Annotated in this window: 10 protein-coding genes; 7 read left to right on the top strand and 3 right to left on the bottom strand. The window is 68.9% G+C overall.

Features of this window, described 5'->3' with window-relative positions:
- The 3 genes from CBM2594_RS24815 (at position 1) to CBM2594_RS24825 (ending at position 3,424) form a co-directional block, all read left to right on the top strand.
- The gene (locus CBM2594_RS24815; RefSeq protein ID WP_116359418.1) at positions 1-870 is read left to right on the top strand and encodes a crotonase/enoyl-CoA hydratase family protein; all 870 of its coding nucleotides are present in this window, start codon (positions 1-3) and stop codon (positions 868-870) included.
- Positions 871-900: 30 nt separating this feature from the next.
- On the top strand, positions 901-1,869 hold the full coding sequence (locus CBM2594_RS24820) for a fatty acid desaturase family protein (protein ID WP_116359419.1): 969 nt from the start codon (positions 901-903) through the stop codon (positions 1,867-1,869).
- Between the two features lie 148 nt (positions 1,870-2,017).
- The gene (locus CBM2594_RS24825) at positions 2,018-3,424 is read left to right on the top strand and encodes an alginate export family protein (RefSeq protein WP_116359420.1); all 1,407 of its coding nucleotides are present in this window, start codon (positions 2,018-2,020) and stop codon (positions 3,422-3,424) included.
- Positions 3,425-3,439: 15 nt separating this feature from the next.
- On the opposite strand, the gene CBM2594_RS24830 is transcribed toward CBM2594_RS24825, so the two are convergent.
- Complete coding sequence (locus tag CBM2594_RS24830) at positions 3,440-4,492, bottom strand: tripartite tricarboxylate transporter substrate binding protein (RefSeq protein ID WP_232346744.1); 1,053 nt, start codon at positions 4,490-4,492, stop codon at positions 3,440-3,442.
- Positions 4,493-4,885: 393 nt separating this feature from the next.
- Here CBM2594_RS24830 and CBM2594_RS24835 point away from each other — a divergent pair, with 393 nt between their 5' ends.
- A complete protein-coding gene (locus CBM2594_RS24835) occupies positions 4,886-5,563 on the top strand; it encodes a hydrolase (protein ID WP_116359421.1) in 678 nt (225 codons plus the stop codon).
- Between the two features lie 54 nt (positions 5,564-5,617).
- Here CBM2594_RS24835 and mdeB read toward each other — a convergent pair whose 3' ends face one another.
- Both mdeB and CBM2594_RS24845 read right to left on the bottom strand, forming a co-directional pair.
- A complete protein-coding gene (mdeB, locus tag CBM2594_RS24840) occupies positions 5,618-8,326 on the bottom strand; it encodes an alpha-ketoglutarate dehydrogenase (protein ID WP_116359422.1) in 2,709 nt (902 codons plus the stop codon).
- Between the two features lie 177 nt (positions 8,327-8,503).
- Positions 8,504-9,175: a GntR family transcriptional regulator gene (locus CBM2594_RS24845; RefSeq protein WP_116359423.1), complete on the bottom strand. Its 672-nt coding sequence runs from the start codon at positions 9,173-9,175 to the stop codon at positions 8,504-8,506.
- Between the two features lie 285 nt (positions 9,176-9,460).
- Here CBM2594_RS24845 and CBM2594_RS24850 point away from each other — a divergent pair, with 285 nt between their 5' ends.
- From CBM2594_RS24850 to CBM2594_RS24860, 3 genes are read left to right on the top strand one after another with little or no spacing between them, the layout of a single operon-like run.
- Positions 9,461-10,810 (top strand): MFS transporter, encoded by a 1,350-nt coding sequence (locus CBM2594_RS24850; protein WP_116359424.1) that lies wholly within the window; start codon positions 9,461-9,463, stop codon positions 10,808-10,810.
- A gap of 36 nt (positions 10,811-10,846) precedes the next feature.
- Positions 10,847-11,641, top strand: coding sequence for a citryl-CoA lyase (locus tag CBM2594_RS24855; protein ID WP_116359425.1), 795 nt, complete (start codon positions 10,847-10,849; stop codon positions 11,639-11,641).
- Positions 11,638-12,843, top strand: a complete 1,206-nt coding sequence (locus tag CBM2594_RS24860; RefSeq protein WP_116359426.1) for a CaiB/BaiF CoA transferase family protein — start codon at positions 11,638-11,640, stop codon at positions 12,841-12,843. Before CBM2594_RS24855 ends, CBM2594_RS24860 begins: the two co-directional genes overlap by 4 nt.
- Positions 12,844-12,846 lie beyond the last annotated feature (3 nt).

The following is a 12,846-nucleotide window of genomic DNA, read 5'->3' on the forward strand; positions in this document are numbered from 1 at the left end:
ATGACATTCCGGACATTGCGGTACGACGCCGACGGCAGGGTCGCGACCATCACGCTGAACCGCCCCGAGCACTTCAACGCCATCGCCCATGGCATGCCGGCGGAGATCCGCCGTGCCGTCGAGCAGGCCGAGGCCGACCCGGACATCCACGTGATCGTGGTGCGCGGGGCCGGCCCGGGCTTCTGCGGCGGCTATGACCTGAAGCACTATGCCGAGCGCAAGGGCGAAACCGGCGGCTCGCAGGAGATGCCGTGGGACCCGACGCTCGACTTCGCCGCGATGTGGCGCAACACGCAGGACTTCATGTCGCTGTGGCGCGCGTCCAAGCCCACCGTGGCCCGCGTCCACGGCGCGGCGGTGGCCGGCGGCTCCGATATCGCGCTGTGCTGCGACTTCCTGATCATGGCCGAGGACGCGCGCATCGGTTATCCGCCGGCCCGGGTCTGGGGCGTGCCGACGCCGGCGATGTGGGTCTACCGCCTCGGCCCGCAGATGGCCAAGCGCATGATGATGACCGGCGACCTGATCGACGGGCGCGAGGCGGTGCGCATCGGCCTGGCGCTCGAAGCCGTTCCCGAAGCCGGGCTCGATGCCGCGGTGGAGCGCCTGGTCGGCCGCCTGCGCGGCATTCCGCGCAACCAGCTGATGATGACCAAGACCGTGGTCAACCAGGCCTATGACAACATGGGCCTGAACAACACGCAGATGTTCGCCACCTTGTTCGACGGCGTGGCGCGCCACTCGCCCGAAGGACTGTGGTTCCGCGAACGCGCGCAGGAGGTCGGCTTCAAGCAGGCGGTGGCCGAACGCGACAGCGGCGCGCCGATCGCCGCGCATGTGTCGCGGCGCCCGCCGCGGCCGGCGGAATAAGCGCCGCGGCGTCAGCACACAGGAGACCTTATGCACGCAGCCCCTGCTCCAGACCACGACAGCGCCGAACGCCGCGTCAACCTGACGCGCTACCTGAGCCCCGACGAGATCGCGCAGGTGCGCGCGCGCTCGACCTGGCGCGGCATCGGCATGATTGCCCATTGCTGGGCCACCATCGCCGCGATGATGGCACTGGTGGCGATGTTTCCCAACCCGCTGACCATCGTGCTGGCGATCATGGTGATCGGCTCGCGCCAGCTCGGGCTGGCCATCCTGATGCACGAGGGCGCGCACGGCGGCCTGGCCGTCGACGGCAAGCTCAACCTGTGGCTCAGCCAGTGGCTGTGCGCCTATCCGGTCGGCGCCGAAACGCTGGCCTATCGCCGCTACCATCTGCAGCATCACGCCCACGCCCAGACCGAACGCGACCCTGACCTGCCGCTGTCGGCGCCCTTCCCGACCACGCGCGCCAGCCTGCGGCGCAAGCTGCTGCGCGACCTCAGCGGGCGCACCGGGCTCAAGCAGCGCCTGGCACAGCTGCGCGGCGCCGCCGGCACCGCCGGCACCGCCGGCATGCCGGTGGGCGAGCGGCGGGCCACGTTCCTGGCCAGGCTCGGCCGTCCGCTGCTGGTCAACGCGATCATGCTGGCGGCGCTGGCCGCGGCCGGGTTCTGGTGGCTCTATCCGCTGCTGTGGCTGCTGCCGCTGCTGACCTGGTTCCAGGCGGTCACGCGCATCCGCAACATTGCCGAGCATTCGGTGCTGCCCGCGGGCGATGCGTGGCGTGTGGCGCGCACCACGCGCGCCGGCTGGATCGAACGCGCGCTGCTGGCGCCATACTGGGTGAACTACCACGCCGAGCATCACATGATGGCGTCGGTGCCCTGCTACCGGCTGGCGCGCCTGCACCAGTTGCTACAGGCAAAGGGCCTCGATGCCAGGCTGGAAATCAAGCCGGGCTACCTGGCAATGCTGCGCGTGGCCGCCCCGCAACGGTAGCCGCATTGCGTGCCGGCGCATCGAGCCGGCGGGATGCGGCTTGCGTTGCCGGCGCGGCGTGCTATGTTGGCTTGAAGGGTCGGTGGCGCGGCCCCGCAAGTCAAAGCAAAGCCAGACCGCAGCCAAACCCAACGCAGCGAGCATCCCCTTGGCCCGTCATCCCGCGCTTGCGCTCGCCCTGTTCGCCGTGTCGGCCAACGCGCTGGCGCAGGCGCCGGCAGCGGCTGGCGCGCCTGCCTACAAGCCGCTGCGCTACGACGAAGACTACCGCTACCTGCAGGGCGCCGGCGCTGACGCGACGCGCCGCGATCCGTGGGACCCCATCAAGTACATCCCGCTTGGCGGGCCCGATACCTACCTGAGCCTGGGCGGCGAGATCCGCGAACGCTTCGAGCACTACTCGGCACCGAACTTCGGCACGCCGGGCCCCGACGCCGACGGCTACCTGCTGCATCGCATCCTGTTGCACGCCGACCTGCATGCGGGCGAACGCTTGCGCGCCTTCGTCCAGTTGGGCAATCACCTCGCCGCAGGCAAGGATGTGGCCATGCCGCCGTATGAAGACCGGCTGGACCTGCAGCAGGCCTTTGTCGACGCGCGCCTGCCGCTGTCCGGCAACGCCGCGGCCGATCCCAGCGTGCGCGTGGGCCGGCAGGAAATGGCGTTCGGCTCGCAGCGGCTGGTGTCAGTGCGCGACGCCCCGAACGTGCGCCGCGCCTTCGACGGCGTCCGCCTCGGCGGCCAGGCCAGCGACGTCCGCATCGATGCCTTCGCCACGCGGCCCGTGCTGCTCAAGGCCGGCAACTTCGATGACCACCCCAATCATGCGCAGGGCTTCTGGGGCGTGTACACGACATTCCCGCGCAGCTTCGTGCCGGCATCCGGCGTGGACCTGTACTACCTGGGCTTCGAGAACAGCCGCGCGCTGTACAGCGTCGGCGCGGGCGTGGAGCGCCGCCATTCCGTGGGCGGGCGCATCTTCGGCGGCCAGGGCCGGTGGGACTGGGACTGGGAGGCGCTGGCGCAGTTCGGCAGCTTCGGCAGGCAAGACCTGCGCGCGTGGGGCGTCTCGACGGATACGGGCTACGGCTTCGCGGTGGCCGGGTGGAACGTGCGCGCCGGCGTGAAAGCCACCGCCGGCAGCGGCGACAAGGATCCCGCCGACGGCCGGCTTGGCACCTACGGCGGTCTCTTCCCCAAGCTGGCCTACTTCAACCAGGCCGGCCTGGTCGGCGCCTCCAACGTGCTGGACCTGCAGCCGTCGCTGACGCTCAGGCCCACCGCCTCGCTGCGGCTGACGGTGTCGTGGGATTTCATCTGGCGCCAGACCACCGGCGATGCGGTCTATACCGCGGCCGCCGTCCCCATCGCCGGCACCGCGGGCCGCCCCGGGCGCTACACCGGCAGCCAGCTCGCCTTCGACGTGTTCTGGCAGGTGGACCGCCATGTCACGGTCAACGCCGGGCTGGTGCATGTGGAGGTGGCGCCGGTGCTGCGCACGGCGGGCGGGCGCAATACTAACTTCACGTACCTGTCGGCGGCTTATACCTTCTGAGCGGGCGTGCCGTGCTCAGTCGGCGCGGATCTTCGCTGTCGCCGCCACCCTGGCCCAGCGCGGAGCTTCCTCCGCCACACGCCGGGCCAGTGCTTCGGGGGAACCCGCCACCACGGCGAAGCCCATTTCCACCAGGCGCTGCCGCACAGCCGCTTCGGCGAGCACGCTTGTGACGTCGCGGTGCAGGCGATCGATCGCGGCCGCGGGCGTGCCCGCCGGCGCGTAAAGCGCTTGCATGGTTTCGGAGCGATACCCGGCAAAGCCGGATTCCGCGATCGTCGGCACGCCGGGCAGGGTGTGCCAGCGCGCGGTGCCGCCCACGGCAAGCGCGCGCAGCTTGCCCGCGGCCAGCAATGGCAAGGCCGGCGGCAACGCGCTGAGGGCACAGTCGACCTGCCCGCCCAGCGCCGCCTGGATTGCCGGCGCGGCGCCGTTGTAGGGCACATGCAGCAACTTGACGCCGGCCTTTTGCCAGAGCAGTTCGGCGCCAAGGTGCACGCTGTTGCCATTGCCCGGCGTCGCATAGCTGACGGTACCAGGACTTGCCTTCGCCCTGGCCATCAGATCGCCGAGGCTTGAGAACGGGCTGCCGGACCGTACCAGGATCAAGTCCGGTGCGCTGACCAGCTCGCTGATCGCAGCGAACTGGCGCACCGGATCGTACGGCGGCCTGTCGGGGTGCAACGCAGGATTGGTCAGGAACGCCGTCGACGCCAGCAGCAGCGTGCGGCCGTCGGGCACCGCACGCGCAACGCTGACGATGCCGATATTGCCGCCGGCGCCGACGCGGTTGTCGATGATCACCGGCTGGCCAAGGCGCCTGGCGAGGCCTTCGGCCAGCAGCCGCGCAACCAGGTCGGCGGTGCCGCCCGCGGCAAACGGCACGACGATCCGGACCGTACCGCCCGGCGCCCAACGCTGCCCCGCTTGCGCCGGTGCGGCCAGCCCAACTGGCGGCATGCTGCCGAACCCCGCCAGCATGGCCGCATGCAGCACGCGGCGGCGTAGCAGCGACGGCAGCGGGTCCGACGCGTCGGGATTGCGCGACTGGCTTGCGGGCCGGGCCATTCATCGTCTCCTTACACACCATGGGAAGTACCCCCGGTGCATGAATTCCGACTGGGCTTCGCGTTTGAACTCGGCTGCGTCGGACGCAGGGGATTCGCCGCGAAAGCAGCGTTCTGAACCCAGTACCTTATGCGCGCCCGATCACCACATCCAATCACTTTTTTGTTCGGACGCCATCAGCATTCGGTATCGACCGCCGTCGCGATGCAGGGCAGTATGCCCTCGACTGCAGCGCGGCTGAAATAGTTGCGGATTGCGCGCCGACCTCCTAGATTCATTTCACCCGCGCGAGTACGCCGAGTTCCCGGTACCAGGTCCAGCCAGCCGCAGTCGTCCCTGGCAGTCATCCCTTTACCTGATGTTCACGCATCCCCCTTCCAAAGGAGACCCACCATGAGCAGCCCTGCCAACTTCAACGGCAAGCGCCCGGCCATCGACCCCGACGATACCGCCATGCTGCTGATCGACCACCAGAGCGGCCTGTTCCAGACCGTGGGCGACATGCCCATGCCGGAGCTGCGCCTGCGCGCCGCGGCGCTGGCCAAGATGGCCACGCTGTCGAAGATGCCGGTGATCACCACGGCGTCGGTGCCGCAAGGCCCGAACGGTCCGCTGATCCCGGAGATCCATGAGAACGCGCCGCACGCCAAGTATGTGGCACGCAAGGGCGAGATCAACGCCTGGGACAACCCCGAGTTCGTCGCCGCGGTGGAAGCCACCGGCAAGAAGAGCCTGATCATCGCCGGCACCATCACCAGCGTGTGCATGGCCTTCCCGTCGATCAGCGCGGTGGCTGACGGCTACCGGGTCTTCGCCGTGGTCGATGCTTCGGGCACGTACTCGAAGATGGCGCAGGAAATCACGCTGGCGCGCGTGGTGCAGGCGGGCGTGGTGCCGATGGATACCGCGGCCGTCGCGTCGGAGCTGCAGCGCACGTGGCATCGCGACGATGCCCAGCAATGGGCCGAGATCTACACCAAGATCTTCCCGGCTTACCAGCTGCTGATCGAAAGCTACATGAAGGCGCAGGCCGTGCAGAAGGATGGAGAAGTCCTGGATTCGGCACGCTGATCCGGCAGGCGCGGCGCGGCGTCGCTGCCGTGCCGCGCCGCCACGCGCGCCCGCTCAGAGCATTGACGGCGCCGGCTTGCCGGCGTCGATGCCGTAGCGCGCCAGCGCCTGCGCCACCCGCTCCGCCGGGATCTCGCCCTGCGCCGCCAGCGCCCGCAGCGCCGCCACGCACACATAGGCGCGATCCACCTCGAAGAAGCGGCGCAGCGACGGCCGGTTGTCGCTGCGGCCATAGCCATCGGTGCCGAGCACCGTGAACGGTGCGCGCACATAGGGCGCGATCAGCTGCGGATAGGCGCGCACGTAGTCGGTGGCGGCGACCACCGGCGCATCGCCCGCCAGCAGCTGCTCGACATGGCTCGGTGCGATCTCCGCCTGCGGCTGGTGCAGGCGTTGCCGCGCCACCTCGCGCGCTTCTCGCTCCAGTTCGGCAAAGCTGGTCACGCTGAACACTTCGCTGTCGACCTGCCAGTCGTCGGCCAGCATGCGCGCCGCGGCCTCGACCTCGCGCAGGATCGCGCCGCTGCCCAGCAGGCGCACCTTGCCGCGCGCACCGCCCGCAGGCTGCGCCAGCCGGTACATGCCGCGCACGATATCGCCCTCCACGCCGGCCGGCATCGACGGCTGCGCGTAGTTCTCGTTCATCACGGTCAGGTAGTAGAAGACGTCTTCCTGCCGCTCCATCATCGCGCGCATGCCGGCGTCGACGATCACGGCCAGCTCGTAGGCGTAGGCGGGATCATAGGCGCGGCAGTTGGGAATGGTCGCGGCGATGACGTGGCTGGTGCCGTCCTGGTGCTGCAGGCCTTCGCCGGACAGCGTGGTGCGCCCCGCGGTGGCGCCGACCAGGAAGCCGCGCGCGCGCTGGTCGCCCGCGGCCCAGACCAGGTCGCCGATGCGCTGGAAGCCGAACATCGAGTAGTAGATGTAGAGCGGCAGCATGGCGGTGCCGTGGGTGCTGTACGCGGTGCCCGCGGCGATCCACGACGACATCGCGCCGGCTTCGGTGATGCCCTCCTCCAGGATCTGGCCGCTGACTTCCTCGCGGTAGTACAGCATCGAGCCCGCGTCCTCGGGCTCGTACAGCTGTCCTTGCGACGAATAGATGCCGACCTGGCGGAACAGGCTGGCCATGCCGAAGGTGCGCGCCTCGTCGGCGACGATGGGCACCACGCGCGGGCCCAGTGTCTTGTCCTTGAGCAGCCCGGTCAGCATGCGCACCATCGCCATGGTGGTCGACATCTCTTTCTGCGCCGCGTCGACGGCGAACTGGCCGTACTGCGCCAGCGGCGGCACCGGCACGGCATCGGCGCGGCAGCGCCGCGCCGGCAGGTAGCCGCCCAGCGCCGCGCGGCGCTCGCGCAGGTAGCGCAGCTCGGGGCTGTCCTCGGCCGGGCGATAGAAGCGCATCGCTTCCAGGTCGGCGTCGGACAGGTCCAGGCCGAAGCGGCTGCGGAAGGCCTTGAGCGCGTCGAGGTCGAGCTTCTTCTGCTGGTGCGTGGTGTTCTGCGCCTGGCCGGCATCGCCCATGCCGTAGCCCTTGACGGTCTTGGCCAGGATCACCGTGGGCTGCCCCTTGTGCGCGCGCGCCGCGGCAAAGGCGGCATGCAGCTTGCGCAGGTCATGGCCGCCGCGGTTGAGCGCCGCCACTTCCTCCGGCGTCATGTGGGCCACCAGCGCCTTCAGTTCCTCGTTCTGCCCGAAGAAGTGGCTGCGCCCGTAGTGGCCGTCCTTGGCCTTGTAGGTCTGGAACTGCCCGTCCATGGTGGCGGCGAAGGCGCGCAGCAGCGCGCCGCTGTGGTCGCGCGCGAAGATCGGGTCCCAGGCGCTGCCCCACAGCACCTTGATCACGTTCCAGCCGGCGCCGCGGAACAGGGCCTCCAGCTCCTGCACGATCTGGCCATTGCCGCGCACCGGCCCGTCCAGGCGCTGCAGGTTGCAGTTGATGACGAAGGTGAGGTTGTCGAGCTGCTCGCGCGCGGCCAGCGGGACCGCGGCGATCGATTCGGGCTCGTCCATCTCGCCGTCGCCGAACACGCCCCAGACATGGCGGCCGGCCGTGACCTGCAGCCCGCGATGCTCCAGGTAGCGCATGAAGCGCGCCTGGTACACCGCCTGGATCGGCCCCAGCCCCATCGAGCCGGTCGGGAACTGCCAGAACTCCGGCATCAGCCACGGATGCGGATACGAGCACAGCCCCTTGCCGTCGGACTCGCGCCGGAAGTTGTCCAGCTGCGCCTCGGACAGGCGCCCTTCCAGGAAGGCGCGCGCGTAGACGCCGGGGGCCGAATGCGGCTGGAAGTAGACCAGGTCGCCGCCGTTGCCGGCATCGGCGCCGCGGAAGAAATGGTTGAAGCCCACCTCGAAGATGTCCGCGGCCGAGGCATAGCTGGAGATATGGCCGCCCAGCTCGCCATAGGCCTTGTTGGCGCGCACCACCATGGCCAGCGCATTCCAGCGCACGATCGCGGTGATGCGCTCTTCCATCGCGGCATCGCCGGGATAGGGCAGCTGCCGCTCGACCGGGATGGTGTTCAGGTAGGGCGTATTGCTCTGCGCGAGGGTCGACACCCCCAGCGCCGGCGCCGCATCCAGCAGCCGGCCCAGCAGGTAGCGCGCGCGCTCATGCCCGCATTGCGCCACCACCGCCTGCAGCGCCTCCAGCCACTCCTGCGTTTCCTGCGGATCGTCGTCGCGCTGCCGCGCGGCGTGGGCGAGGGCGAGGTCGAGCAAGCGGGTATGGGGGGACGCGAGGTCGGTCATGGCAAGTCTCCGTAGGCTTTTTTTTATTCTATGGAGAGGCCTGCGGCACGAGGTGCTGACTTTCCACGCGCGGCTTGCCGGTTGCGGCATATGACGCTGCGGCAGGCGCCATTCACGCGCAACGATGCTGCGCAGCGCTCGGGTTGCCGGCAGCGCATGCCGCCACCGGCAGCTGGCTTACGGCCGGAACGAGTCCGCCGGCATGCGGTCGATGAAGTCGCTGGCGCGCCGCAGGTGTTCGCGGATCAGCTGCGCCGACTTGTCGGCATCGCCGCTGACGATGGCCTGCGCAATCATGCGGTGCTCATTGACCGATTCCTGCAGCGCTTCGCCGTGGATGGCATTGCCAAGCTGGAACATGATCATCGGCAGTTGCAGCCGGCCGATGAAGTCGGTGAGCTGCGCATTGCCGCACTCGTCGGCGATGGCCTGGTGGAAGCGGCGGTTCTCTTCGAAGTAGGCCGCCGGGCTCATGGCGTGGTGGTCTTCCCAGATCGGCCGGGTCGCGTTGAGGAAGCGTTCGCGCACACAGGCCTCGTCCATGCGGCTGGCGGTGCGCCGCGCCGCGAGGGCCTCGAGTTCGGCACGTACCTCGAACAGCTCTTTCATCTCGAGGTGGGTGTAGCGCCGCACCATGGTGGTCTGGTTCGGGACGCTCTCGACCAGCCCCTCGGCGGCCAGGCGGCGGAACGATTCGCGCACCGGGCCGCGGCTGACGCCGAGCTCGCGCGTCAGGTCGGCCTCGACCAGGCGCTGGCCGGGCACCAGCCGTCCGCTCAGGATGGCCTGCCTGAGGGTATCGACAACATACTCGAGCGTGCTGCGCTGCGGTTCGGACGTATTGGTCATATCAGGGGGCTGGGCTCGCGATAACCCTGATTGTATCCCACGCTGACGAACACTATTGTCCTACAACATCGTATGTTCATCGGACAGTAAAGCGCCGCATCGAACACGGGATGAGCGCGGGCGTGTTGACTAAACAAGCGACACGTCGTGCATTTTCTGCTTCTGGCGCCAGAACATGGCCGCACAGCAGCGCATGCGATCGCTGGTATTGTCCTACAATCAGGTCGAGCAACTCGGCGGCGATCGGGACCATAACGAAACGCGCAAAGCGAAACGGAGACATTGATGGCCGCAAGCATCCAGCAAAGCCCGATCGAGGCCGTGTTGCCCGATCTCGAGAAGACCGCGTACGACAAGGTGTTCTGGCGCACCGTGCCGCTGTTCTTCGTCTGCTACGTGGTGTCCTACCTCGACCGCGTCAACATCGGCTTCGCCAAGCTGCAGATGCTCGGCGACCTGGACCTGACCGACAACGTCTACGCGCTGGCGGCCAGCATGCTGTTCTGGGGCTATGTGCTGTTCGAAATGCCGAGCAACCTGGTGCTGCACCGCGTCGGCGCGCGCCGCTGGATCTCGCGCATCATGATCAGCTGGGGCATCGTCTCGATCTCGATGATGTATATCGGCCCGCTGGCGACGCTGTTCCACACCACGCCGGCGAACGTGTTCTACGTGCTGCGTTTCCTGCTGGGCGTCTGCGAGGCGGGCTTCTTTCCGGGCGTGGTGCTGTACCTGAACCAGTGGTTCCCCTCGCACAAGCAGAACCGCGTGCTGGCCGGCTTTATGTTCGCGCTGCCGCTGAGCCTGTGCATCGGCGGCCCGGTATCGGGCTGGATCCTGCAGAACATGCAGGACACGCTGGGGCATCGCGGCTGGCAGTGGATGCTGCTGATCGAAGGCTTGCCCGCGGTGATCCTGGGCCTGGTGGTGCTGGCCCGGCTGACCGACTCGGTCGACCACGCGCACTGGCTGACCGCCGAAGAGAAGGCGCTGGTCAAGCGCAACCTTGCCACCGACAACGCGCACAAGGCGCACAACTTCGGCGCGGCGCTGAAAAGCCCGGTGATCTGGCTGCTGTGCGCGATCCTGCTGGCGATGAACACCGGCTTCTACGGCCTCTCGTTCTGGCTGCCGTCGATCATCCAGGCCAGCGGCATCCACAACGCCTACCACATCGGCCTGCTGTCCGCGCTGCCCTACGTGGTGGCGGGCGCGTTCATCGTCGCCAATGCCATGCATGCCAACCGCACCGGCGAACGGCGGCTGCACGCGGCGATTCCGGCAGGCTGCGCCGGCATCGCACTGATCCTGAGCGCCGCGCTGGCGAGCCACCTGCCCCTGTCGCTGCTGCTGATCTGCGTGGCCGCGGCCGGCATCCTGGGGGTGGCGCCGCTGTTCTGGATCTTCTCGGGCCGCGCCCTCACCGGCGCCGCGGCGGCGGCGGGGCTGGCCATGATCAATTCGGTCGGCAGCCTGGCCGGCATCACCGGCGCCATGGTCTCGAATGTCGCCAAGAACATCACCGGCAACGTCCACAGCGGCACCTACGTGCTCGGCGCCTGCCTGCTGCTGTGCTGCGCGCTGATCCTGCTGCTGCCGCGCGCGATCGTGTCGGCGCAGGCGCCGCAGCGCTGAGCACCGGTGCGCCAACCAATTCCAACAGGAGACACCATGGAACAACCCCCACTGCGATCGGAGATGGGCTGGAGCACGGCCGATCGCATCACGGTGCGCGGACTGGACCTGTGCCAGGACGTGCTGGGCAAGCTTGCGCTGGGCGACTTTGCCTTCCTCGAGATCACCGGCAGGAAGCCGGGCGCGGCCGAGTCGACCGTCTTCAACGCCCTGCTGGCGGTGCTGGTGGAACACGGCATGACGCCTTCGGCGATGGTGGCGCGGCTGACCTACCTGGGCGCGCCGGAATCGATGCAGGCCGCGATTGCGGCGGGCCTGTGCGGCATGGGCACCACCTTTGCCGGCACCGCCGAAGGCGCGGCGCGCCTGCTGCAGGGCGTGCAGCCGCTTGGCACGGCCGCGCAGTATGACGCGGCGCAGATGGCTGCGCGCATCGTGCAGGAACACCGGGAGCAGCGCCTGCCGATCCCGGGCATCGGCCACCCCGTGCACAAGCCGGTCGATCCGCGTGCCGTCAGGCTGTTCGCGATCGCGCAGGAACAGGGCCTGGCCGGGCCCTACGTCACGCTGATGCAGGCGATCTCGCAAGAGGCCGAGCGCGCCTTCGGCAAGCCCGGCCGGCTGCCCGTCAACGCCACCGGCGCCATCGGCGCGCTGGCCTCCGAACTGGGCCTGTCGTGGAAGCTGTGCCGCGGACTGGCGGTGGCCAGCCGCGCGATCGGCCTGCTCGGCCACCTGGCCGAAGAGATCGAGAACCCCATCGCCAACACGCTGTGGGTGCGCACCGAGGAAGAAGCGTCGGCGCACCTGGTACCGAAGGAGCCGCAATGAAGATCCTGCAGAACATCCGCGTCATCGAGATCGGCCGCTTTATCACCGCGCCGCTGGCCGCGCAGTTGCTGGGCGAACTTGGCGCGGAGGTGATCAAGATCGAGTCGCCCAGGGTGGTGGACCCGTTCCGCACCTTCGACGGCGGCATGTACGCCGGGCATTTCCAATCCCATAACCGCAACAAGCGTTCGCTCGCGCTGGACTTCGCCACGCCCGAGGGCCGCGAGGTGCTGCAGGAACTGCTGCGCGACGCCGATGTGCTGCTGCTGAACATGCGCCCCGGCAGCGAGGGCAAGCTGGGGCTGGACGCCGCCCACCTGCACCGGGTCAATCCGCGGCTGGTGCATTGCTCGATCACCGGCTTCGGCGCCGACGGCCCCTATGCGCACCGCCCCGCCTTCGACAATGTCGGCCAGGCCCTGTCCGGCTGGATGTCGATGTTCCATCGCGGCAGCGATGCGCGCGTGCCGGGGCCGCCGGTGTCCGACACCATCTCGGGCCTCTACGCCTGCATCGGCATCCTCGGCGCGCTGGTGGAGCGCGCCAGCACCGGCCGCGGCCGGAAGGTGGAGGTGTCGATGCTGGAAGCGATGATCGCGCTGGCGACCGAGCCGCTCGGGCAATTGTCGGCGTATGGCAGCGCGCCGGAATTCTTCAGCCGCGCGTCGAAGTCGCAGTCCTACCTGGTCACGTGCCGGTGCGGGCGCCGCATCGGCATCCACCTGTCGTCGCCGGAGAAGTTCTGGCAAAGCCTGCTCGACGCGATCGAGCGCCCCGACCTGGCGCAGGCGTATCCGGACCGCATGAGCCGGGTGCAGGGCTATGACGCCATTGCCGCCGAACTCGCCGCGGTCTTCGCCGGCGCCGACCGCGATACCTGGATGGCACGGCTGCAGCAGCACGACGTGCCGGCGGCGCCGGAACTGCGCCTGGACGAGCTGGACCACGACGCGCAGGTGCGGCATCTGGGCGTCTTCTACAAAATGGAGCATCCGGACTACGGCACCGTGCGTGCGGCCAACCGCGCCATCCGCTACGATGGCGACAACGCCAGCGGCTTCCGCGTGCCGCCCGCATTCGGCGAGCATTCGGTCGAACTGCTGCGCGAGGCCGGCCTCGACGAGGCGCGCATCGAGCAGCTGCTCGCTTCGCGCACCGTCGTCGACCACCACCGGCAGCCCGCCCCCGCAACGCCAGGCTGAGGC

Origin of the sequence: Cupriavidus taiwanensis (genome assembly GCF_900249755.1) — a bacterium.
Classification (GTDB): Bacteria; Pseudomonadota; Gammaproteobacteria; order Burkholderiales; family Burkholderiaceae; genus Cupriavidus; species Cupriavidus taiwanensis_D.

Coding starts and splice junctions, on each gene's coding strand:
- CBM2594_RS24815 (WP_116359418.1), top strand. CDS start 1: ATGACATTCCGGACATTGCGGTACGACGCCGACGGCAGGGTCGCGACC.
- mdeB (WP_116359422.1), bottom strand. CDS start 8,326: ATGACCGACCTCGCGTCCCCCCATACCCGCTTGCTCGACCTCGCCCTC.
- CBM2594_RS24835 (WP_116359421.1), top strand. CDS start 4,886: ATGAGCAGCCCTGCCAACTTCAACGGCAAGCGCCCGGCCATCGACCCC.
- CBM2594_RS24830 (WP_232346744.1), bottom strand. CDS start 4,492: ATGGCCCGGCCCGCAAGCCAGTCGCGCAATCCCGACGCGTCGGACCCG.
- CBM2594_RS24860 (WP_116359426.1), top strand. CDS start 11,638: ATGAAGATCCTGCAGAACATCCGCGTCATCGAGATCGGCCGCTTTATC.
- CBM2594_RS24855 (WP_116359425.1), top strand. CDS start 10,847: ATGGAACAACCCCCACTGCGATCGGAGATGGGCTGGAGCACGGCCGAT.
- CBM2594_RS24850 (WP_116359424.1), top strand. CDS start 9,461: ATGGCCGCAAGCATCCAGCAAAGCCCGATCGAGGCCGTGTTGCCCGAT.
- CBM2594_RS24820 (WP_116359419.1), top strand. CDS start 901: ATGCACGCAGCCCCTGCTCCAGACCACGACAGCGCCGAACGCCGCGTC.
- CBM2594_RS24845 (WP_116359423.1), bottom strand. CDS start 9,175: ATGACCAATACGTCCGAACCGCAGCGCAGCACGCTCGAGTATGTTGTC.